Raw genomic sequence first — 22,775 nt, forward strand, 5'->3', positions numbered from 1 at the left:
TTTAGGTTAGAACGCTTATAACAATGAGAACCCAGATGTCTGCTGAATTTATTATCAATGATGATATACAGGTCAATTTAGAAGAGAGTGAAATCCATCACTTTAAGACGGGCCGTACGTACCCAATAGGTTCTAATGAATCAGAGCTGCTTAAGTTTTTTATCTCGAGACCCAATGAGGTGATCACTCGCCAAGTGCTTATTGAACAAGTGTGGGTGTCTAAAGGTATATACGTTGAAGATGGCAGCCTAATGCAAACCATCTCTATTTGCCGAAAAGCGTTAGAAGATAAGAGCGGGATGATCATCGTCACTGAGCGCGGTAAAGGATACAGATTTGCAGGGCAAGTGACACAAGACAAAGAACGCGCACTTCGTAAAATTCAATCGCAACCAAAACAGGAAACGAAACAACCTGAAGACAGTAAAGCGACAGAAAGCTCAACAACCAAGACAACTGCCGCACCGAAAAAAACAAATAGTATGTTAGCACTGGTTGCACTATTTGTGGTGACTGCAGGTTTATCCCATTATCTGTTTTCTTATTTAGATAGAAATAGTCTAGGCGAAGATCTCGTAGGCCAGCATTTTATCTCTTGTAAAATCGAATCCGAGGAGTTCACTTTTAATGAGTTATTCAACGTGACGCTTTACGAATATAAGGGACGCAAAATCATCATCGATAATTCAGGAAAATCTCTGAGCTTCCCTGCCGGATTTAAAGGAGTGACTTGTGAATAACAAAATGAATACAGCAATTTTTGTGGTACTACTTGGCGTATTAGTCGGCTGGCTTTCTACTTTTATTCCTAAGTCACACCTTGAAGGGCATTATTTGGCGAATACAGCATCGATTATTAACCCGTCCAATAATATGATTCATAACCAGTCTTCTATTAACATCGAATTTAAGAAGAATGACAGCTACGACCTATTGTACGTGTCGACCAAGCAAGTCGGCTTTACGTCATCGGGGTCTTATTCAGTCACTCAACACGACATCTCACTGGATGAGAACCAACACCAACAAATCATCCCCAATCGCGAGTTGTCGTTTTACGAAAAGGTCATGATTAGTGAAGGGGCTACATTATCGTCTGACGCCATGCCTTACATTCCATTGAATAGAGAAGAGTTATTGCTGGTGACGCGCTATGGGATGATTCACTTTTGTAAGAAGGTGGTCTGTTCTGAATTATCCACCTATTCAAACGATATTCCTGATGTAGATATGAACTAAACTCGCTCTCCATTTTTACGTCTACTTATGCTTAACGCTGACTTAAGCATAAGTGGGCGTTAAAGCTGACATTCTCACCTCTTTACTCCAATAAATACCCACTTCGTTACAACTTCCCCTCCAATGCACAAAAACAGCCTCAATTTATAAAACAACACATCCATATGCAACTAGAACAACCAAAGGTGATCCAAGTTATATTCTGACGAGCTGCAAAATTTGTTTATTAACATCTAAACAACAGTAGTTAATCACGATTTATAACCACAATTAACATAGAAAAAAATGTTTGTCTTAGATCATATCAACCTCAACTATGCCTCGTGCCACAGTGCAGTTTTCTGTACATTCATTGTCATATTCTGAAACACTTTCTTATATTTTTTAAACTTTGTGGAGATTTCTATGTTAGAGCTCTTGATCGGATTAGTGATTACCATCGCTGTTGGTTACTTTATTGTGAAAGGCTATAAAGCAGCAGGCGTATTATTAACTGCTGGCCTTGCCCTACTTCTTATTACTGGCCTTATTGGCCACACAGTTTTACCAGCTAAGGTAGCTTCAACAGGTAACATGGTTACCGACTCACTAGAATTCGTTAAGTACATGCTTCAATACCGCGGGGGCGGCCTAGGCATGCAAATCATGCTTCTGTGTGGTTTCGCTTCATACATGACTCACATCGGCGCGAACAACGTGGTAGTAAAGCAATTTTCTAAACCACTTGCGGCTATCAAGTCTCCCTATGTACTTCTTGTTGCGGCTTACATCGTAGCGTGTCTAATGTCTCTAGCAGTAAGTTCTGCAACAGGCCTTGGTGTTCTATTGATGGCGACCCTATTCCCAATGATGACAGCGATGGGTATTTCTCGCCCTGCTGCTGTCGCGGTTTGTGCTTCACCAGCGGCAATCATCCTTTCGCCAACGTCTGGTGATGTGGTTATTGCAGCTGAAAAATCAGGAATGTCTCTTGATGTGTTTGCCGTTCAAACAGTACTTCCTGTTTCTATTTGTGCAATCATCGTGATGGCTGCAGCCGCTTTCTTCTGGAACAAGTATCTGGATAAGAAAGAAAACACACCAATGGAAAAAGTAGACGTTTCTGAAATTGAAACTACGGCTCCCGCTTTCTACGCTGCACTGCCATTCCTACCTATCATCGGCGTTTTCCTATTCAACGGCCGCACCATTCCTGGGCTTTCACTTGATATCTACACTATCGTAGTGGGCTCAATCTTCGTGGGTGCAGTTATCGATTACGTTGTTAAGAAGTTTGACGGCGAGAAAACACTAGAAGACCTAGATTCTTGCTACCAAGGTATGGCTGACGCTTTCAAAGGCGTAGTAATGTTGTTGGTTGCAGCGGGCGTATTTGCTCAAGGTCTAATGTCTATCGGCGCTATTGATAACCTAATCGGTCTTGCTGAATCGGCAGGCGCAGGCGGCATCGCGTTAATGCTTATCCTAACGGGTCTAACGGTTGCAGCTGCTATCGCGACAGGTTCTGGTAACGCACCATTCTATGCATTCGTAGAACTTGCTCCGTCACTTGCTGCGAAAATGGGCTTGAACCCAGCGTTCCTAATCATCCCAATGCTTCAAGCATCGAACCTAGGTCGTACCATCTCGCCAGTATCTGGTGTAATTGTCGCGACTTCTGGTATGGGTAAAATCAGCCCATTTGAAGTAGTAAAACGTACTTCTGTTCCTGTAATCTGTGGTCTTATCACGGTTATCTTCGGTACGCTTGTATTGGTTCCAATGGCGGCTTAATTGTCAGTAAAAGAGACATGATAATTTAGATATAAAATGCTTAAACAAAAAGGCGCTGAACTTAATAAGTTCAGCGCCTTTTTAATGTCACATGTTCAAAATCATTAGAAGCTATTTAGAAGCCATCGCGAGAAACTATTGTTAGAACCTCACGTTATTTGACCCGAACATTGTAACTAATAGCACGGCTTGAAATAGTTTTATTTCAAAGGAACAAGCCCTACTTCATTTCACCATAGCGTTCTAGATACAAAACCGTTGCCGCCGTACGTGAAGGTACTTGCAGCTTCTTCAGCAAGCTTTTCATATGTACCTTAACTGTCGATTCAGAGATAAACAGATGATCAGCAATTTGCTTGTTACGGTACCCTTTAGCAACTTCTTGAAGGATCTGAGTTTCACGCTCAGTCAGTTGGTCAAAAATGTCATTGCGACTGTCTGCGTCGTTTAGGTAACGAGAAACGACACTGCTGTAGGCTTTGTCGCCGCCATGTGCTTGCTTAAGCAATTCAATAAGTTCATCGGGTTCGGTGTCTTTCAACAAGTAACCATCAGCACCCGCTTTTACGATAGCTTCGATATCTGCAGGGCTATCCGATACGGTTAAAATAACAATGTTAGCGCTTGAACCATCGGTACGAAGTGCTTTTAGGGTATCTAATCCAGACATCCCTTTCATATTAAGATCCAGAAGGATCAAATCAGGTTCTTCTTCGTGAGCAAGAGCGACTGCTTCAGTGCCATTACTCGCTTCTGCAATCACTTCAAACTCATCTTCAAAGCTCAGTAATTGGCTTATACCTCGGCGCATCAGTGGATGATCATCAACCAGCATTACTTTACAAATCGTCAACTTTAACTTCCTTCAAACTTTTATATTTCAATATGACTGTACAGCCTTCACCTTGAGCCGCTTCAATCGTTAAGTCGCCATTCAGTCTTGCCGCACGCTCCTGCATAATGCTCATCCCATAGTGGTTCATTCTCGAACTACCAGGGTCAAAGCCATCTCCATTATCTTTGATCACGACTAATACTTCACCATCTTCATCGATACAGCATACATCTATCAAGTCGGCATTGGCGTGTTTTATTGCGTTTATTGTTGCTTCACGAATCAATTGAAGCAAGTGAACTTGGCTATGCGCATCAAGCTCAATCGATGACAGATTATTGGTTAAGTTAATCTTGGCATCCGTTCTTTCACTGAGTTGCTCGAGCATGGTGCTCAAAGCATCTCCGAAGTTACCCTCTTTAATGGATAACCTAAATGTAGTGAGCAGCTCTCTTAACTGAGTATAAGCATCGGCCAAGCCGTTACCTATTTCTGAAGCAATTTGCTCTGATTGCTCGCGGTGTTTTTGCTCTGGTAATTTACCAATCACACGCTTCAATAAGGTCACTTGGATTTTCAGATACGAAAGCGACTGAGCAAGTGAATCATGCAGCTCACGTGCAATTGTCGCACGCTCTTCCATAATAATAAGCTGCTCGGCTTTCTTTTGCGCGCGATTATAATAGATTGCTCGCGATAACAGTTGAATAAAGCTCTCTATTAACGTCTTCGTTGAGTGTCCATGGTGATATGAGCAATACAGGTAACCCAAAATGAGTTCGTTATCATCCAACTTCATCTCGAATTTTTCATAATCACGATTCGAGTCGTAGCCCTCATCCATAATCAACGAACGACCTGAATTATCAACAATCTCTAATCTTAATGACTCAATCCCCTCTAAGCTAACTAAGTGCTGCAAGATAGCCCGAAAGTTTTCAGGTGCAATCCGCGTTACCGTGAGTTCTTGAGAAGAATAGTAAAGCGCTTGTAATGATTGGTTAGCGTTTTGCAATTCAATCGTTTTGGCATCAACGACATCTTCGAGATTTCGATAAAGCACACCCAAATCTTTGGCCATTGAGTTGAACGTTTTGGTCAAAATACCGAGTTCATTACTGTTCGTTACTTCCAACTGAACCTCAAAGTCACTGTTCTTTATTCGCTGACTTGCTCTAACTAAGGCATGCAGAGGCTTAACAACCTGTTTACGTACGAAATGAACAACAAAAAGAGATATGACGAGAATACCACCTAGCCCTACGCCACCAGCCCACGCTAATTTAATCAGCTTATTTTCTGAAAACTCTTGAAGCTTGAAAACAAAGTGGTCTATCTCGTTCACGAAGTTTTCAACTAACACCAAATAGTGCTTACGATCTTCGCTATTCAAAACACGCTTCAGCTCGTGCCAACGGCCAATGATTAAATAGTAATCTTCTGTGATATCTGTCGGAACTTCCCAACTGACGAGTTCAGCCATAGAGGGCGAATACAGAGACTTTTCGAATTCATAAATGTGCGAATTGTAATCAACTGATTCTATTTGAATATCATGCGCCAAACGATAGCTCTGCATACGCATCGAACCTGCCACGTTTACTGCTTCTGCATCATTCAAACTCGACGCCAAAGTAAAGATAGCAAAGCCAGTTGTAGCAACCGACAGCAGCAGTATAGACAGCAAGGATTTTGCTATTGTGCTAGTGACAGATGAAACCGGTTTTATAAGCAAAAGAGTCTTCCTAGTAAGAGGTGGAAAGCCAGCAAGATCGTATTGTCACACATCAAAAATCATAGCTCCATTCAATATGTGATCACTCGCTTTGTAATTTATTGATCTAAGACAATATATGCCCCTAATTAGCCCTTAGGGGGTATTTATACAATTGTTTCTAAAACTACACTACTTGTGAGGACTAATTACAAGATATTAATAGAATAATGACCTACAATTACAACATCTTAGCAACATCCATAGGTATCTAGTGGTAGATCTATCAAAACGCCGTCTATTTTCAAGACGAAAAGTTGACTCAAGCCAGATTCGTTTGCCTTGGATTAACAACCTAGAAAGCTTTGTAGATGACTGCACTCGCTGCGGTAAATGCATCGAGAGTTGTGAGACTAAGATAATCATTGTAGGCGATGGTGGATTTCCTACCGTCGATTTCTCTATTGATGAATGTACGTTCTGCTATCAATGTGCAGATGTTTGTCCTGAACCTATTTTCAAGCCAAAGCAAGGAGAGCCTTGGCAAGCAAAAGCACGTATTTCTGATAAGTGTTTAGCGCAACAAAATGTTGAATGCCGAAGCTGTGGTGACATGTGTGAACCTATGGCCATTCAATTTCAACTTAGAGCAGGCAGTGTTGCTCTACCAAAAATCGAGTTAAATGAGTGTAACGGTTGTGGAGCCTGCGTAGCAGTTTGCCCTACTTCAGCTATTCTTGTGAGTAATGCATAAAACAAAAATAACGAGAGCAATTTATGGCACTAAATGAAGTGCATATATCAAGTTTAGTCGTGCATGTGAGCCCAGAGCATCTGGTCGAGATCAAAGCAGAAATCGAGAAGTTTGATAATGCAGAGATCTACGGGGACAGCCCTGAAGGCAAAATCATCGTGGTCCTAGAAACCGAAAACCAAGGTTTTGTAACGGACACCATCGAAGCAATAAATAACATTAAGAACGTTTTGGGGACAGCTTTGGTTTATCACCAAATCGAGACTGAGCTCGACGAAACGGATTTAGAAACTGGAAGCAACAATTCTCAACTTGAGGGTGAAGTATGAAAATGACAAGACGTGCGTTTGTGAAAGCAAACGCGGCTGCATCAGCGGCAGCCGTTGCGGGCGTAACACTACCAGCAACAGCAACCAACCTGATTGCTAGCTCAGATCAAACAAAAATCACGTGGGATAAAGCGCCTTGTCGTTTTTGCGGTACGGGTTGTTCAGTACTAGTAGGTACTCAAAACGGTAAAGTGGTCGCAACTCAAGGCGATCCAGAAGCACCTGTAAACAAAGGCCTTAACTGTATTAAAGGCTACTTCCTTTCAAAAATCATGTACGGCAAAGACCGTCTTGAACAGCCACTTCTTCGTATGAAAGACGGCGAGTTCCACAAAGATGGTGACTTTACACCAGTATCTTGGGACCAAGCTTTCGACGTAATGGCTGAGAAATGGAAAGCTGCTCTGAAGAAGAACGGTCCAACAGGCGTTGGTATGTTCGGTTCAGGCCAGTGGACTGTAATGGAAGGCTACGCAGCAGTTAAGCTGATGAAAGCAGGCTTCCGTTCAAACAACATCGATCCAAACGCTCGTCACTGTATGGCTTCTGCGGTAGGTGCATTCATGCGTACCTTCGGTATCGATGAGCCAATGGGTTGTTACGATGACTTTGAACACGCAGACGCATTCGTACTGTGGGGTTCAAACATGGCTGAAATGCACCCAGTACTATGGACTCGTATTACAGACCGTCGTCTAAGCCACCCACACGTTAAAGTAAACGTACTGTCTACTTACTACCACCGTTCATTCGAGCTTGCAGACACGGGTTACATCTTCGAACCTCAATCAGATCTAGCGATTGCTAACTTCATTGCTAACTACATCATTCAAAACGATGCCGTTAACTGGGATTTCGTGAACAAGCACACGAACTTCAAGCAAGCAACGACAGACATCGGTTATGGCCTTCGTGACGACGATCCACTACAGCAAGCTGCTGCGAACCCTAACTCAGGCAAAATGACTGATATTAGCTTCGAGAACTACAAAGCTTCTGTTGCTGAATACACCGTTGAGAAAGCGTCTGAAATGTCAGGTGTATCTCAAGATGACCTTATCAAGCTGGCTAAGCAATACGCAGATCCAAACATCAAAGTAATGTCACTTTGGACTATGGGTATGAACCAACATACTCGTGGTGTATGGATGAACAGCCTTGTGTACAACATCCACCTTCTTACAGGTAAGATTTCGACTCCAGGTAACAGCCCATTCTCACTAACTGGCCAACCATCTGCGTGTGGTACAGCTCGTGAAGTTGGTACCTTCTCTCACCGTCTTCCGGCAGATATGGTTGTTGCTAACCCTAAACACCGTAAGATTTCAGAAGAGATCTGGAAACTTCCAGAAGGCACTATCCCAGCTAAGCCAGGTGCTCACGCTGTTGTTCAAGACCGTATGCTTAAAGACGGTAAGATCAATGCGTACTGGGTAATGTGTAACAACAACATGCAAGCAGGTCCAAACATCAACACTGAACGTCTGCCTGGTTACCGTAACCCAGACAACTTCATTGTTTGTTCAGACCCATACCCAACAGCAACGGCTCAAGCGGCTGACCTTATCCTTCCTACAGCAATGTGGATCGAGAAAGAAGGTGCTTACGGTAACGCAGAACGTCGTACACAAGCTTGGTACCAACAAGTTAAAACCGTAGGTGAAGCGAAGTCTGACCTATGGCAAATCATGGAGTTCTCTAAACGCTTCACTGTTGAAGAAGTTTGGGGCGAAGAGCTTCTTGCTAAGGCGCCTGAGTACCGCGGTAAAACGATGTACGACGTGCTTTACAAAAACGGTAATGTTGATGCTTTCCCTCTGTCTGAAGCTCAAGAGCTTAACGACGACGCACAAGCTCAAGGTTTCTACGTACAAAAAGGTCTATTCGAAGAATACGCAACCTTTGGTCGTGGCCATGGTCACGATTTAGCACCATACGATACTTACCACAAAGTGCGCGGCCTACGTTGGCCTGTTGTTGACGGTAAAGAAACACTATGGCGCTTTAAAGAAGGTTCAGATCCATACGCTAAGAAAGGTTCTGACTGGGACTTCTACGGCAAGCCAGATGGCAAAGCACTGATCATCAACGCTCCATACGAAGCGCCACCAGAAGTACCAAACGATGAATACGATATGTGGCTATGTACAGGTCGTGTTCTTGAGCACTGGCACACAGGTACTATGACTCGTCGTGTACCAGAACTTTACAAAGCAGTACCGGATGCACTTTGTTACATCCACCCTGCTGACGCTAAAGCTCGTGGCCTTCGCCGTGGTGATGAAGTTCTTATCGAAAACAAACGTGGTGAAGTACGCGTTCGTGTTGAAACTCGTGGTCGTAACCGTCCACCACAAGGCTTGGTATTCGTACCATTCTTTGATGCAAGAATTCTGATCAACAAGTTGATCTTGGATGCAACGGATCCTCTGTCTAAGCAGACGGATTACAAGAAGTGTCCAGTTAAGATCACTAAGGTTTCTTAAGCGCCAATTGCTTTTAGAACCTAGATACAAGATCTAACGTATTTAATATTGCGACTACTTTTTTCATCACTTTTTGAAAGAAGTAGTCCACTCAAAGAATTAGCCTTTAGGCGGAGAAATTAACCATGAAAAAACTGATTACTGCCCTACTATCAGCTGGTCTTTTGCTAGCTGGTGCAGTTCAAGCTCAAGCTGAGCTGGATAACCCAGGCGGCATTGGTGGCGTAGAGTCTCTACGTGGTGCAAGTGAACTTGAAGCTACTCGCGCAGCAGATGACTTCAAAAAGTTCCCTCGTGACCAAGTACTTGAGAGCGACTACGTATACCAACCACCTCTAGTGCCTCATACTATTCGTAGCTATGAAGTTTCTCTTAACGCTAACAAGTGTCTTTCTTGCCACAGCTGGAAAAACGCAAAAGAAATGGGTGCGACTAAAGTGAGTGTAACTCACTACATGAACCGTGAAGATGCGGTACTTGCAGACGTATCACCTCGTCGTTATTTCTGTCTACAGTGTCACGTACCTCAAGCTAATGCTAAGCCACTAGTTGAGAACGAGTTCAAACCTGTAGATTCACTGCGTTAATCGTAGCCAGACGGTAAGAGAGGCTATATATGATAAAATTACTTAAAGCATTTTGGAAAAGACTCGCGACACCAAGTAAAGCAGCGGTAGGCGTTGTACTTTTCTTGGGGTTCGCAGGCGGTCTTTTGTTCTGGGGTGCATTTAACACAGGTATGCAAGCAACCAACACGGAAGAGTTCTGTTCTGGTTGTCACGCTCCTATTGTTGCTGAAATCCAAGAAACAATTCACTACTCTAACCGCTCAGGCGTTCGTGCTATCTGTTCAGATTGTCACGTACCTCACGAGTGGACAGATAAGATTGTTCGCAAGGTTCAGGCATCTAAAGAGTTGTACGCACACTTTATTGCGAAAACCATCGATACTGAAGAGAAGTTCAAAGCACGTCGTGCTCACCTTGCTGAACGTGAGTGGAAACGTATGAAAGGCAATGACTCACTTGAGTGTCGTAACTGTCACCAGTTCGATTACATGGACTTCTCAGAGCAAAGCCCTCGTAGTGCGAAACAACACTCAACTGCGCTAGCTTCTGGTGAAAAAACGTGTGTAGATTGCCACAAAGGTATCGCACATAAACTACCAGACATGCACGGCGTTGAAGGCTGGCAATAAGGAGCGATTGAATGAGTACTTTAGAAAGCGTAATTTGGCACGTCCTAGGTTACAGTGCTATGCCAGTTATCATTCTTGGTGGCTTTGCAGGTGTTGCAGCCGTATCTCTTTGGCTTTTATCTATGACTAAAGACAAAGAAATCGATTAAGAGCCGAAATCACTTCAACTTATGCCAATTTTTTTGGGATGAGTTGACACTAAAAAGCCACTGAATTCAGTGGCTTTTTTATTGTCTGGCGTTGAATATTTTTATTATTGAATTTGACTTAACACTCTAAGCTTCTTTCTCTGCTGTCTCTTTATCAACAATTGGCAGCACCTGTTTTACATAGTTGCCTGGTGCTTTGCCAATCACAGGGTTCAGCTCTGAGCCTTGATTGAAAGGTTCGATTTTCTCGTCAGCTTCAAAGCCTTGTAACCATTGATCCCAGTGTGTCCACCATGACCCTTCATTATGGCTTGCGTTGTTTAGCCATTCGTCAGCAGAGTCGTCTAGGTTGTCGTTCAACCAGTAGCCGTATTTCTTTTTCTCTGGATGGTTAACAATGCCTGCGATATGACCAGACTCACCCAGAACAAACGTTTTGTTGCCACCGGTGTTCAATGCACCACGGTAAGTTCCTTGCCACAAAGCAATATGGTCTTCTTTGGCTGAGATAAAGTAGCTTGGTATTTTGATCTTATTCAAATCAATCCAAACACCGCCTACTTTCACGCCTTTATCTTGAACCAGTTTGTTTTCAAGGTAGAGCTCTCGCAGCAAGAAGTTATGACATTTAGCCGCCACGTTCGTGCTATCACTGTTCCAGTACAATAGGTCAAACTCCATCGGGCTGCTGCCTTTGAGGTAGTTATCGATGTAATAGTTCCAGTATAAGCTGTTCTCTCGAAGCAAACTGAACGTCACGCTCAACGAGCGACCATCCATATAACCTTTAGCGTCGTTCTGTTTCTCAATCGCGTCGATTATCGTCTCATTGATGTACGCCCCAACCTCACCCGGCTGAGAGAAATCTAATAACGTGGTAAAGAAGGTCGCCGTTTTTATGCGTTTCTTCATACGCTTAGCTGCATAGTAAGCCACCGTAGATGCGAGTACCGTGCCGCCAATACAATAACCCGCCGCATTGATTTGCTCTTTGCCGGTAATGTCTTCAATAGCGGTAACCGCCTTAACAACACCTTCCGTGACGTAGTCTCCGAATTCTTGGTCTTTCTGTGCCTCACCCGGATTGCGCCAAGACATCATAAATACGCTATGCCCTTGTTCAAGCAACCAACGCACCATCGAGTTCTTTTCACGGAGGTCGAGAATATAGTACTTATTGATAAACGGCGGAACGATCAACAATGGTGTCGCATTGACTTGTGGTGTCTTTGGGTGATACTGAATCAACTCAAACAAATCATTTTGAAAGACGACATCACCTTCTGTATTCGCAACATCCACACCCAATCGGAATGCATTATTGTTGGTCATGCGGATCTTAAGGATGTCGGCACTCGCTTCCACGTCCGCTTGCAACTGCTCTAACCCATCAAGAAGGTTCTCGCCATTTCTCTCAAGAGTCAGCTTCATCAACTCTGGATTGGTCGCGATAAAATTGCTTGGGGACATTGCATTGATTGCCTGACGTGAAAAGAACGCTACACGCTCTTTGGTTTTCTCGTCAATGCCTTCAATCGAGTTGATGGTATCGATATAGCTTTTACTAAACAGCAAATAAGATTGCTTGATGAAGCTATAGAAAGGGTCGTTCTTCCATGCATCATCGATAAAACGCTTGTCACCACGATCTTCAGCGATAACGCTCTCGGTGTTACCCATCAGTGCTGCGTTTTGCCAGATTTGCAGTTGCTGTTCCCACCATTGGGATTGCAACTGAAGTAGAACGGCTGGTTGGTTTGCGGCTTGCTCGAAGATTTTTGATGCATCATCAAAATTCAATTCTTGCATCGCTTTATTTAGGGGAGATTGCGCGGCTTCCTTGTTTTGTTCAAAATTTTCCCACCATTGCTGGTTCGTTTGTTGAAGCTTAACAAGGTAGTCCGGAAAGAAGTGTTGAAACATAACATGACTCCAATAATCGGAAAATCGCCACCAAGCGGCACAGGCCAACCTGTACCAACTCGATGGCGACTAATTTTATGCAGGTGTAACTGTTTTCAAATTTTCAGTTGTTAGTGTTTCAACATCTTCTTTGAACTCTTTTGCAGCAGCTTGCATTTTTGAGCTATCACTCATCATCTGTTGAGATAATTGAGTGAGTGCCGTTAGTTGCTGACCGTTAAAAGCTGTAAGACTATTTACGTCTTTGATTTCACTGACTGCTTTCATTTGTGCAAGACCCATATCGGTATAAGTCTGCAACGCATTCATTTGAAGTTCAGTCATTGTTTGAACGTTCTTTGCAACCAACTTATTGAATTTCAAGTACGGTTCGAACTGCTTTTCTGTCTGGTCTGTGATTGTTTTGAAAATATCCGTGTACATAAGTAACTCCTGGTGAATACATAGTTAGTGAAGAAATAGCTTAATAAAGAAATAGTTTAAAAATACAATTGGGCTTGCCTATGGCACGCCGAGTTTTAGTCCTCGATGCCTTTAAGCAAAACAGCGGTTCCCATTCCCCCGCCCACACAAAGCGAAGCAACACCATAATTGGTATGCTGTTCGATCATCTCGTGGATGAGTGAAACAATAATTCGGTTACCTGATGCCCCTAAAGGATGACCAAGTGCAATAGCGCCACCGTTAACATTGACTTTAGATCTAAACGCCTCAAGCGGTAGATCATGTTGTTCAGACAACTGGTACATCACGCCTAACGCCTGTGCAGCGAAAGCTTCATTCAGCTCAAACAACTCGACTTCTTCTAAAGTTAAGTCCGCTTTGTCTAACGCTTTAGATACCGCTTCTACTGGGCCTAGCCCCATGATTTTGGGATCTAAACCAGATTGCGCGTAGCTACTCAGCTCGACCAGTGGTGTCAGGCCGTATTTCACGACCGCCGATTCAGACGCTAAGATAATGGCACTTGCACCATCATTGATGCCTGACGCATTACCAGCAGTGACAGTTCCTTCTCGATCGAATGCCGGACGAAGCTTTTGCAAAGCATCAAACGTCGCATCAGACTTAGGATACTCATCGGTATCAAAAGTGACGGTTTGTCTGCGCTGCTTAACTTCTACAGAGACGATTTGACCTTGGAACTTGCCCGCTTCGATTGCGGCTACGGCTTTCTGTTGGCTTTCTAACGCGTAGTTATCTTGTGCGAGACGCGAAATATTTAACGCGTTGGCGATGTTTTCAGCCGTCATTCCCATGTGATAATGATTGAACGCGTCTGTTAACCCATCACCCACCAGCAAGTCCTTCATCGAGATGTCACCCATTTTGTGACCATTGCGAATACTTGGTGGCACAATAAAAGGAATCTGAGACATCACCTCAACACCCGCCGCAATCACTACTTCAGCGTCTTTTGCTTTAATGTGAGCCGCCGCATCCATCACCGCTTTCATACCGCTGCCGCAGATCATGTTAACGCCATAAGCCGGGACTTCTTCAGCAAGTCCAGCGTAAAGAGAGGCTTGACGGGCAACGCCCATTCCTTGTCCCGCTGAAATCACGTTCCCAACAATCACTTCGTCAATCACGTTTAATGGAACATCAGCAGACTCCAAAGCCCCTTTAATCGCGACGCCCGCTAACTCGCCTGCTGTGATGTTTTTTAACGACCCTGTAAATGCACCAATAGGTGTGCGCTTTGCAGCAACAATAAATACCTTTTCCATCATTCAATCCCCTTAAGTTTCACTTATTAGTGCATGTACAAGCCGCCATTCACAGACAGTGTTTCGCCTGTAATGTATGCGCCAGATTCACTTGCTAAAAAGCCCACTGCGTCTGCAATTTCTACAGGCGTCGCTAGACGTTTCATTGGGATTTGGTTTTTAATTGAATCAAGGACTTCAGGCTTCATTTGCTCAACCATAGGCGTGCCTGTATAGCCAGGGGCAACAACGTTTACTGTCACACCACTTCTTGCACCTTCAGCAGCGAGTGCTTTTGAAAAACCAATCATTCCAGCCTTTGCTGCGGAATAATTAGTTTGTCCGAACTGACCTTTAAGACCGTTCACTGACGAAATGTTGATGACTCGGCAGTTGCCCTTTTCGCACATCGGTGCAAACAGAGGCTGTGTCACATTGAAAAGGCTGTTGAGGTTAGTCTCAATCACCTCTTTCCAAGCTTCGGCATCCATCTTTTTGAAAACGCTGTCACGAGTAATACCGGCGTTGTTGACCAAAACATCCACCGTGCCTTCTTCTTCTAACAACTTGCTTAAGCTCTGTGCACATTCAGCGGTGTTGGTGACATCTAATTCAAACAATCTCACTTGCTCTTCAGTAAATTGTTTTTCATTAAACCAATCCAGTGCGCACTGATAATTCCCAGTAAAATAGGTCGCGATAACACGATAGCCATCCGCGACTAATTTAGAAGAAATTGCTGAGCCGATACCGCCTTTTGATCCTGTAATTAAAGCAAGTTTTTTCATTAATGGTTCCATCCCTTACAAGCAATTAAATAACAATGATGTTAATAAGATAATGTCTTAGTCGATAATTAAACTTTACGTTTTGCTTTAATTAAACCCTACATCTCAAAATCAAAAAGTATTATTACAAATAAAAAATATTTTCATGTTAAGGCTAGAAATCTGACTTACATCCCAAAACCCATGAAATGTTACGCTAATGTAAACTCTGCCAAACTACTGATATAAATAGGGTTTATTTAAATTCAATTATATCACCAAGCCGATAAGCCTTTGTTTATTATAAATAAAACAACACTCTTTAACGTGTTTCAAGAAGAATGCAATATTGGAAAACTAAACAATTGATCGCGGAAATAATAGAGAGCTTATTATTCCCTATTAATAAATCTATCGGGGTCTTTCTATATCGAACTCAATATAAATAAATATTAAAATCACACTAGCTAACATTCTGACTAGATGAATAAAAGTGAATAGGCAATAAAAAAGCCCACTCTCAAGAGAGTGGGCTTTCAATCTAAATCAATAAATAGAAAAGCTAATCGCTATTAATACATATGATATTAATAGCGAAGTATATCTTACTTAGTAAATATTTCATTTGTATTTACATCTAAATAAATTTTATTTTCAAGAGACAGTCCACCACAATAGATAAAATAGACATCTCGGTCACTGTACTTCACCGATTTCACCCAACCACCTAGTTCCTCGAAGTCACTTGGGTCACATTCGCCATCAGAGATCAGCTCTGCAACCGTATTGCGGAACTTCTCTTTATGGATCTTCAGATCGTCGGATTTAACCAAATATGAATCCAATATCTCTATGCTTTCTTTCTCGGAAATAATCACTTCATCATTCGATAGGCCAGACATCGAAACCCATTCGGCTGTCTGTGGACCGCCTTCTTTTAGAACTATGTAATCTGAGATACGTGCCCATTCACCCTGCTTTTCGAGCACTTCGACTTTTTCGCCTTTGTAGAGGTAATCTGTTATCAAACCATCAATTTCCGGCTGTTCTACCACTTCAAGCTTTCTATCCAGAACGTAAAACTCTGTCTGCTCTGGCTCAGGTTTAAGTTCCATGATCGGTTTTAAATCAGCTTCAGGCTGAGCAACTTCTTCAGCGGACTCTTCGGTTTTCTCTGCTGGTGTTGGGTCTTTTTTCATAACAAAGAAGTAGTACGCCGCTCCTCCTCCGCCCAATATTAACAATACAAGTAAAGCGATCAGCGCTTTTTTCATCAAATCCACCAGCTCTTCCGTTTTAGGTATACATGAAGTGTACATCAACTCATGCTGCCACTCATCTATACTCTCTATAGAGAGCACGGTAAGTAGAGGAAAGTCATGCGTTTTTGGGTAAAGGTTATCATTATGAGTATACCTTTGATTGCCAATGTCGCGGTCGCAAGCCATTGCAATCGCGAAAACTGGCAAACACTACTGGATCGCCAACTCGTATTTGAAGGTCGCTACAACCAATACACCAAAGAATTCAACCAAGTGCTCTCAACCTATGAATCACAGACACTGCTATCTAAACACTTCAACGAAACACAGATCATTGAGCTTTGGGCGAAGTATGAAGAAAGGTTTAATACACAGCTCAATAGTCACATGAATACCGCTTATGATGTCTCTCAAGTTTTGTTAAAACAGGCATACATCGTTTCTAGTGAACTAGAAGGAGCTCAGTCTCTCACTCGCTCATGGCAAGCCGTTGCTCAGCACTGTGCTAAGGCAAAGCTACCGCGCCAATCTGAAAGCGCGCAATTGCATGTAACAAGTTCACAATCACTCTCTAAAGATCTCCATACGCTCAGTGATAAATTCCGTCAGCTGTCGTCAAAGTATCGTAAAGAAGCCAATATGATAAATGAAGCACGTCATGCAAAGGCACCGATAAACGATGCATCAAACTGAAACCCACATTCAACTTTCTCTGTTCATCGACTGGATTTCTCGTTGTAACGGACTACTCTCCTGCCAAAATATCCAGAAAAATCGTTAATCAAAGCTTTATCAATAGCTTGTAAAGCTAATGTGGTAACTATCAACAATAAAGTTCACTTTCCGACCAACGCAAGCAAATATGTGAGATATTCATCACAAAATAGATTTACAAACGCCAAGAAATTGTTATCATGATTATTCATATAACTTAATAACAAGAAACATTTTGGCTAGGTAATATGCAAAAAACTATGGCTTTCAACTGCTTGAGTAACACGGAATGGACTGCGGAGATAAGAGGTAAACTTTTATCTGTAGCTAAACACATGGAAGAGTTCGGTTCAGTAAGTGAGCTAGAGCTATGTAAGATATTTGGAGAGACGATTTGGAATGACGGTGTGGATTATCATTCACATGCTTTTTCATTCAGAATTAACGCTCAAACTGGGGATTGTTCAATCTCTAACTTTAAGTATCACTAAGTTTTGCACCTATCATATACGGAGTGCCTTTCACGAGGCGCTCCGTTTTTTATGTCTGCTATCTTAAGCCGTCGAGCCAAGTCTAGTTTTCGATCTAACTTTTCTATCAGCAGTGGATCTTTGCTTTTTCAGCTCACTGATCAACCTCAATGTGTATAAGCAACCCTTTCAGCTTAATCAACATAAACAGGCAGCGGTGCATTACCTTTCACTTGTCTTATCGCGAGATGCGTATGTATGTCCTTTACGTTTGAGAGTCGTTGCAGCTTTCTTGTAAACGCCTCATAAGCCATAAGATTTGGGCTAACCACTTCTAACAAGTAATCATAAGCGCCAGATACCACGTGGCAGCTGATCACTTCTTCCATTTCGACGATAGCACCCTCAAATTTATCGATCGACACTTCTTGGTGATTGTTTAGGCTCACTTCTACGAAGACACTCATGGCAATTCCGACTTGTTCTCGCGATAGGCTGACGCGATAACCGTCGATGATCCGTTTTTCTTCCAGCCTTTTAATTCGTCGTGCACACGGCGAAGGTGATAAACCCACTTCGTCCGCTAATTCAGCGGTCGTCAATCTGCCGTCCTTTTGCAGCAATTCGAGTAGATGCCTGTCAATTCTGTCCATAGAAACGCGAAACCTTAGTTGGTGAGAAAATCAAATTGAGTGGAATGAGTTAACATTCTAATAAATATTAGCAAAAATCATCAAGCTAAGCTTAAATAAGGTCAAAACTTGCCAACTTGTGGCATAACTCTTAATTCATAATTAAGCACCATCCATTGTCCTTGTTTACTATGAATCTTGGCTACCTATCTATCGTGATTACTCTGCTCATCTGGGCAAGCTTTTTTCTCTCACTAAAAGGGGGCGCAAACTCAGCTCTGACACCCGCTGATATTGCACTCACCCGATTTCTCATTCCTGCCTTAGTTCTATTTCCTTTAGTCTGGAAAGCCCGCGATGCTATCTATTCAGTCCCCAAGCGCTACCTCGCAGGCATGTTTACTGGCAGTGGCCTCCCCTATTTATTAGTCACCGGCACGGCGATGCACTTTGTACCCGTTTCACATGGCAGTGCTCTCGTACCGGGCACATTACCTCTTTTTGTAACTGGTATTGCAGTACTTTTTTACAAACAACCACTTAGTCGACACCGTGTTGCCGGGCTCAGCTTAGTACTATTGGGGATCTTATTGTTCTTAGGGAGTAGCCTCAGTGATTTCAACTTTGAATACACAAAAGGTCACTTGCTATTCCTGTGTGCGAGTTTGATGTGGGCAACCTTTACTATTTCGGCTCGTGTTGCCAACCTCAATGCGTTAGTCAGTGCAGGGTTTATTTCCTTGTCGTCGACCCTGCTATTGTTATTGTTGATCTTAACAGGAACATTGCCTAGCCATCTGATGGTCGCGCCAATAGCGCAATGGCCAATAGCGGAGCTTTCAATACACTCAGCGGTGCAAGGCGTCGGTGCTGGTTTAATCGCAGCTTTCACTTACCTTTATGCGGTTAACACCCTAGGGGCAGAACGTTCAGCAGCATTCGGCAGTGCGACTCCGGCCATCGCGACATTGTTGGCTATTCCACTGTTTAACGAAGTACCGGACACCGTGACCTGGATTGCACTTGGTTCTATTTGTATAGGCAGTTTGGTCGCGAGCAACATCTTTATGAAAGACGACCAGTCCATGCAGTATCGACCACCTAATCACAAAAGGGCTTAACACTCTTTGTTTAGCGAACTTTGTTTAGCGAAATGAACCCTTGAAGAGTTCATTTCGCTAGGGCTCAGGCAAACAAAGCTCAATTGATTGAAAACGTCTGTTAAGTGCCTCTCTAAACCTGCACTAATCAGAATCTTCTGTTTCTGAGCTCACTTCTCCATTAAACTGTCCGACCTTTTTGCTCATCCAAGAGAACGCTATGCAACGCGATTACACTTTAACTTGCTTAAACACCATGCCTCGTGAAGAACTAGAAGAATTTAGTTTAAGAATGATCCATCGTCTTGTCCCTGAAGATGCGATGACGGAATTGTTTACCTTTGAGCAGGAATAAGTCACCAGTGAAGAGCGTATGCAATCAGCGAAGTTTGACGCGATGCTACGAATGACCGCAATCGCACTGAGTGAAGTGAACCTTGCATTTAGTGAGTCAGATAACTCACAACAAAACATCGAGCGCATGACACGTCTATTGCTTTGGCACTTCTATGCGATGTCCTTCAACCTTGAGCAAGCTATCGACCTTGAAACTCATTGCGAGAAAGTAGAGAAGATTTTGGTAAAAGCACCGACAGAAGCATTTGGTTGGGTTAAAGAGCTGACAGAACTCCTACATTTTTACGCGAAAGTGAATGAAGGTAACGAAGAAGGAAATGAAGACACTTAAAGCATCTTCTACTTAAAAGCTTCTCAACGAATTGTTCGCGCCTCAGTGAACAACTCATATATAGCCTAAGCGAAAGCTGATAGAACTATACGAAGGCAGGTAACACTATATCGATGGCAGATAGAAGCTTTGCTCAAATGAGTTCTCTGCCTTTGTTGTTTCTAACACGCTGTGATGTAACATGAGTATCGACTGAGCGATTTTGGTGCCAATACCCAACGACCCGTTTGGCGCTTCCTGCTCAACCTCATTATGGATCACGACCTTGACTCGTTTCGCATCCGACTCTAAACCAACACTCAAAGACACTGTCGTCCCACTAGGGCTGTGCCTAAACGCATTATCTAACAAGTTCAAAACCAACCGTTCAAGCAAATCACTATCCCCTACCGCCTTTATCCCATCAGGCATGTTGACGTTAAACTGAACATTTTTATGAAGATACTTGCTTCGTATCGTGTCCAAACATTCACGTACCAATGCATTCAAGTCGATCGAAGCGTATTGATACGTAGGAACAGGATTATCGTGCTTGGCACTGTCTAGCAGCGAATGAAGCTGGTCAGATAGCTTATTGCCATTGCGGTAGGCCACATCGATTAACGGATCCGACTGTGGATTTTGAATCTTCCATGTTTCTAGATAGCCCAACACACTCGATAATGGTGTTTTAAGATCATGACTCAGCTGCAATAAGCTCTGCCGACGATGTGATGACTGATATTCAAGTTGCAGAAATTGTTGTTGAATGTGCTTCGCCATCAACTGATAAGAATGCGCAATCGGCACCAGTTCTGGTACTTGGCGCGTGAAATTAGGTTCTAAACGAAAATCTTGTTCGGCTTGCTGTTGAAGCTTATTGGTTACGGCTTCTATCGGATTCAATAAGCTGCGTTTGACCAATAGATAAGCCCCTATAGCAAAACCCAAGATAGAGACCAACATAAGGCCTGCGAGTGCGATATAGGGTGTATCTACTTGCGAATTCGCAATCACAGTATGGCGGTTACTACCAATAAGCACATAAAGGTACCCAACCGTAGATCCTAACTCTTCAATCGCTGCGACAGAAAACACCTTGCGAGAATCTGGGTTGATCGGGTCCTCTCCCAAAATAGGATAAGGCTCATCATTTAGAAACTGTTTAATCGGCGCTAAATCAATTTGACTCGCGAGTTTGGTTCCTTCAGGCGCTGCGTGCGTAGTGATATTGCCCTGACTGTCGAGAAAATAGATGTCAAAATCCGGCCCTATCAGCATTAAGGTATGAAAGATGGATTTGAGGGCTTTCGGATTGTAATCAGTGCCAATCATTAGAGGATTATCATCGCGCATGTGAACCGCGAGCTCTTTGTGTAAGCTCTGCTTTGTTCTTAGCTCAATAGTCTCTTTTTGCCAATGATAGGTGTAGGCGATGACCACACTCACCAATAGAAACCATAAACTGGTAAACAACACTAAGCGCGATTTAAAACTCATGCTTACTCCTTAATGACTTCTGTTTCTATTAATGAACTAAAAAAGCGATAAGCAAACCCTAAGCCTTCGATTCAAACTTATACCCAACCCCCCAAACAGTCTTGATGAAGTCATCATCGCTATTGGGCATAGCAAGCTTGGTTCGCAAGCGATTGACGGTACTACAAACAGTGTGGTGGTAGCCCGAATGATTGGTGTGCCATACATGATCAAGCAACTCATCTTTGCTATACACTCTACCTGGGCGGGTGGCTAAGAAATGAAGTAAAGTAAATTCTGTTGCGGTCAATAGAACATCTTGGTTGTTTAAAGAAACCTGATGACGCTCGGGTTGAATGGTAAGGCCACCAAAACTCATTACAGACTCCGTTGTTGGAGCCTCTTTGATTGTGGCTTCTGCATGATTAACCCGACGTAAGACATTACGGACACGAGCTTGAAACTCGAGCACACTGAATGGCTTGGTAATGTAGTCGTCAACACCGGCTTCTAAGCCCGAGACTTTATCCAGTTCAGCGTCTCTTGCTGTGAGCATTAACACGGGAGTCCAATCTTCCTGCTGACGGAGCATCCGACAAAAGTCGAGTCCGTCACCATCAGGTAAGCCTCGGTCGAGCACGACTAAATCAAACTGACCACCCGGATATAGACCCTGCGCGTTTTCAATCGAATTGGCTCTTTCGACATGATGACCTTGGAACTTAAGGTGCATTTGAACCAGTTCTGCTAAATCATCGTCGTCTTCAACCAGTAATATGTTTGCCATCAAATTTACCGCAGCACTATTCATGATCCCTGCTCTATTCGGAGTCTACCCACCTTTCAATTGACCGGAACAGAGCAGGAATTCTTTCATTTCACTCTTAACCCAATCATTCAGTTCGGGTAATGGTGATTCTCGCACCTGGATTAAGGAAGCGATGATTAGCACTTAGAGCAGAGGTCGTTAAGCCATCATCTTGACTGATAACCCCAGAGTGGAAGCTCACTACATCACTGTCATTTCTTACGCTATTAAAGCCCTCACCACCGCCAGCGGGCCCGGGGATGGTTGCTGCAAGCTCATCATTCAACTCCGTTCCCGAATCCCACACATTCATGTTCATGGTGAAGGTATCACCGACTGCTAATGACTTAAGCGATAAGCCAGATTCACCCACAAACGCATCATTGGTATTCACCAACATCGAAGCGACGGAAAGATAACCCTCTAAAGCGGGATCAACTCGGATGGAAAGCGTGTCATTTTCGCCCGATAAGATCAGTCCATTTCCAGAAATGCCTTGGTAAACATTATCGTCGCTATCACTCAAAGCAAGTAGTTGAGAGTTACTTCCGCCTTCAGCTAAGTATTCAAGATCCACAGAGGCACTCTGACCAACTTCAAATAGGTCAAAGTTCGTATTGTGAGTAAGTACCGCAAGTGGTGACATAGGTTGATTAGGCGTTAGGTTAGTAACAGTGACATCGTAACGATAATAATCATCGTCATCATCCGGACAACCTGCTAACAGGGCGACAGAAGCCGCGATAAACAATATTCTAGCTTTCATA

At 43.2% G+C, this 22,775-nt stretch carries 23 protein-coding genes and 1 pseudogene; 13 read left to right on the plus strand and 11 right to left on the minus strand.

Annotated elements, in window-relative coordinates; all coding sequences use genetic code 11:
- Positions 1–35 precede the first annotated feature (35 nt).
- The 3 genes from IHV80_RS22130 to dcuC all read left to right on the plus strand — a co-directional run bounded on the left by IHV80_RS22130 (position 36) and on the right by dcuC (position 3,012).
- Positions 36–740: a winged helix-turn-helix domain-containing protein gene (locus tag IHV80_RS22130; protein ID WP_192890990.1), complete on the plus strand. Its 705-nt coding sequence runs from the start codon at positions 36–38 to the stop codon at positions 738–740.
- Positions 733–1,239: a hypothetical protein gene (locus tag IHV80_RS22135; protein ID WP_192890991.1), complete on the plus strand. Its 507-nt coding sequence runs from the start codon at positions 733–735 to the stop codon at positions 1,237–1,239. Before IHV80_RS22130 ends, IHV80_RS22135 begins: the two co-directional genes overlap by 8 nt.
- 405 nt (positions 1,240–1,644) lie before the next feature.
- Positions 1,645–3,012 carry an anaerobic C4-dicarboxylate transporter DcuC gene (gene dcuC / locus IHV80_RS22140; RefSeq protein WP_192890992.1) on the plus strand — a complete coding sequence of 456 codons (1,368 nt, stop codon included), beginning with the start codon at positions 1,645–1,647 and terminating at the stop codon, positions 3,010–3,012.
- A 220-nt stretch (positions 3,013–3,232) separates the two neighbouring features.
- Here the strand turns inward: dcuC and IHV80_RS22145 are convergent, their stop codons facing one another.
- Both IHV80_RS22145 and narQ read right to left on the minus strand, forming a co-directional pair.
- Positions 3,233–3,865, minus strand: coding sequence for a response regulator (locus tag IHV80_RS22145; RefSeq protein WP_102433842.1), 633 nt, complete (start codon positions 3,863–3,865; stop codon positions 3,233–3,235).
- Positions 3,852–5,582, minus strand: coding sequence for a nitrate/nitrite two-component system sensor histidine kinase NarQ (gene narQ, locus IHV80_RS22150; RefSeq protein ID WP_192890993.1), 1,731 nt, complete (start codon positions 5,580–5,582; stop codon positions 3,852–3,854). The genes IHV80_RS22145 and narQ overlap by 14 nt, the downstream gene beginning before the upstream one ends.
- 253 nt (positions 5,583–5,835) lie before the next feature.
- Here narQ and napF point away from each other — a divergent pair, with 253 nt between their 5' ends.
- The 6 genes from napF to IHV80_RS22180 all read left to right on the plus strand — a co-directional run bounded on the left by napF (position 5,836) and on the right by IHV80_RS22180 (position 10,477).
- The gene (gene napF, locus IHV80_RS22155) at positions 5,836–6,315 is read left to right on the plus strand and encodes a ferredoxin-type protein NapF (protein ID WP_122055669.1); all 480 of its coding nucleotides are present in this window, start codon (positions 5,836–5,838) and stop codon (positions 6,313–6,315) included.
- A 23-nt stretch (positions 6,316–6,338) separates the two neighbouring features.
- Complete coding sequence (locus IHV80_RS22160) at positions 6,339–6,644, plus strand: chaperone NapD (RefSeq protein WP_102433845.1); 306 nt, start codon at positions 6,339–6,341, stop codon at positions 6,642–6,644.
- Positions 6,641–9,130, plus strand: a complete 2,490-nt coding sequence (napA, locus tag IHV80_RS22165) for a periplasmic nitrate reductase subunit alpha (protein ID WP_192890994.1) — start codon at positions 6,641–6,643, stop codon at positions 9,128–9,130. The genes IHV80_RS22160 and napA overlap by 4 nt, the downstream gene beginning before the upstream one ends.
- Before the next feature lie 125 nt (positions 9,131–9,255).
- The gene (locus tag IHV80_RS22170; RefSeq protein ID WP_004731324.1) at positions 9,256–9,717 is read left to right on the plus strand and encodes a nitrate reductase cytochrome c-type subunit; all 462 of its coding nucleotides are present in this window, start codon (positions 9,256–9,258) and stop codon (positions 9,715–9,717) included.
- A 29-nt stretch (positions 9,718–9,746) separates the two neighbouring features.
- Positions 9,747–10,328 carry a NapC/NirT family cytochrome c gene (locus IHV80_RS22175; RefSeq protein ID WP_017105877.1) on the plus strand — a complete coding sequence of 194 codons (582 nt, stop codon included), beginning with the start codon at positions 9,747–9,749 and terminating at the stop codon, positions 10,326–10,328.
- An 11-nt stretch (positions 10,329–10,339) separates the two neighbouring features.
- Positions 10,340–10,477: a TIGR02808 family protein gene (locus tag IHV80_RS22180; protein WP_192890995.1), complete on the plus strand. Its 138-nt coding sequence runs from the start codon at positions 10,340–10,342 to the stop codon at positions 10,475–10,477.
- A 126-nt stretch (positions 10,478–10,603) separates the two neighbouring features.
- On the opposite strand, the gene phaC is transcribed toward IHV80_RS22180, so the two are convergent.
- The 5 genes from phaC to IHV80_RS22205 all read right to left on the minus strand — a co-directional run bounded on the left by phaC (position 10,604) and on the right by IHV80_RS22205 (position 16,159).
- Positions 10,604–12,400: a class I poly(R)-hydroxyalkanoic acid synthase gene (gene phaC, locus IHV80_RS22185; RefSeq protein WP_192890996.1), complete on the minus strand. Its 1,797-nt coding sequence runs from the start codon at positions 12,398–12,400 to the stop codon at positions 10,604–10,606.
- A gap of 75 nt (positions 12,401–12,475) precedes the next feature.
- Positions 12,476–12,823 (minus strand): phasin family protein, encoded by a 348-nt coding sequence (locus tag IHV80_RS22190; protein WP_004731353.1) that lies wholly within the window; start codon positions 12,821–12,823, stop codon positions 12,476–12,478.
- 95 nt (positions 12,824–12,918) lie between these two features.
- Entirely contained in the window at positions 12,919–14,130 is a 1,212-nt protein-coding gene (locus tag IHV80_RS22195) for an acetyl-CoA C-acetyltransferase (protein ID WP_192892200.1), read from the minus strand.
- Positions 14,131–14,156: 26 nt separating this feature from the next.
- On the minus strand, positions 14,157–14,897 hold the full coding sequence (locus IHV80_RS22200; RefSeq protein WP_192890997.1) for an SDR family oxidoreductase: 741 nt from the start codon (positions 14,895–14,897) through the stop codon (positions 14,157–14,159).
- A gap of 584 nt (positions 14,898–15,481) precedes the next feature.
- The gene (locus IHV80_RS22205; RefSeq protein ID WP_192890998.1) at positions 15,482–16,159 is read right to left on the minus strand and encodes an SH3 domain-containing protein; all 678 of its coding nucleotides are present in this window, start codon (positions 16,157–16,159) and stop codon (positions 15,482–15,484) included.
- Between the two features lie 96 nt (positions 16,160–16,255).
- Here IHV80_RS22205 and IHV80_RS22210 point away from each other — a divergent pair, with 96 nt between their 5' ends.
- Entirely contained in the window at positions 16,256–16,831 is a 576-nt protein-coding gene (locus IHV80_RS22210) for a hypothetical protein (RefSeq protein ID WP_192890999.1), read from the plus strand.
- 269 nt (positions 16,832–17,100) lie between these two features.
- A complete protein-coding gene (locus tag IHV80_RS22215; RefSeq protein ID WP_017062621.1) occupies positions 17,101–17,343 on the plus strand; it encodes a hypothetical protein in 243 nt (80 codons plus the stop codon).
- Positions 17,344–17,516: 173 nt separating this feature from the next.
- On the opposite strand, the gene IHV80_RS22220 is transcribed toward IHV80_RS22215, so the two are convergent.
- Entirely contained in the window at positions 17,517–17,975 is a 459-nt protein-coding gene (locus IHV80_RS22220) for an Lrp/AsnC family transcriptional regulator (RefSeq protein ID WP_192891000.1), read from the minus strand.
- A 170-nt stretch (positions 17,976–18,145) separates the two neighbouring features.
- Here IHV80_RS22220 and IHV80_RS22225 point away from each other — a divergent pair, with 170 nt between their 5' ends.
- Complete coding sequence (locus tag IHV80_RS22225; protein ID WP_192892201.1) at positions 18,146–19,075, plus strand: DMT family transporter; 930 nt, start codon at positions 18,146–18,148, stop codon at positions 19,073–19,075.
- A gap of 199 nt (positions 19,076–19,274) precedes the next feature.
- Positions 19,275–19,742, plus strand: a pseudogene (locus IHV80_RS22230) (exoribonuclease R).
- Between the two features lie 105 nt (positions 19,743–19,847).
- Here IHV80_RS22230 and IHV80_RS22235 read toward each other — a convergent pair.
- The 3 genes from IHV80_RS22235 to IHV80_RS22245 form a co-directional block, all read right to left on the minus strand.
- Positions 19,848–21,221, minus strand: a complete 1,374-nt coding sequence (locus IHV80_RS22235) for a sensor histidine kinase (RefSeq protein ID WP_192891001.1) — start codon at positions 21,219–21,221, stop codon at positions 19,848–19,850.
- 58 nt (positions 21,222–21,279) lie between these two features.
- Positions 21,280–22,011 carry a response regulator transcription factor gene (locus tag IHV80_RS22240; RefSeq protein ID WP_192891002.1) on the minus strand — a complete coding sequence of 244 codons (732 nt, stop codon included), beginning with the start codon at positions 22,009–22,011 and terminating at the stop codon, positions 21,280–21,282.
- 82 nt (positions 22,012–22,093) lie between these two features.
- Complete coding sequence (locus IHV80_RS22245) at positions 22,094–22,774, minus strand: spondin domain-containing protein (protein WP_192891003.1); 681 nt, start codon at positions 22,772–22,774, stop codon at positions 22,094–22,096.
- Between the last annotated feature and the right edge of the window lies 1 nt (position 22,775).

This window comes from Vibrio bathopelagicus (assembly GCF_014879975.1).
GTDB lineage: Bacteria > Pseudomonadota > Gammaproteobacteria > Enterobacterales > Vibrionaceae > Vibrio > Vibrio bathopelagicus.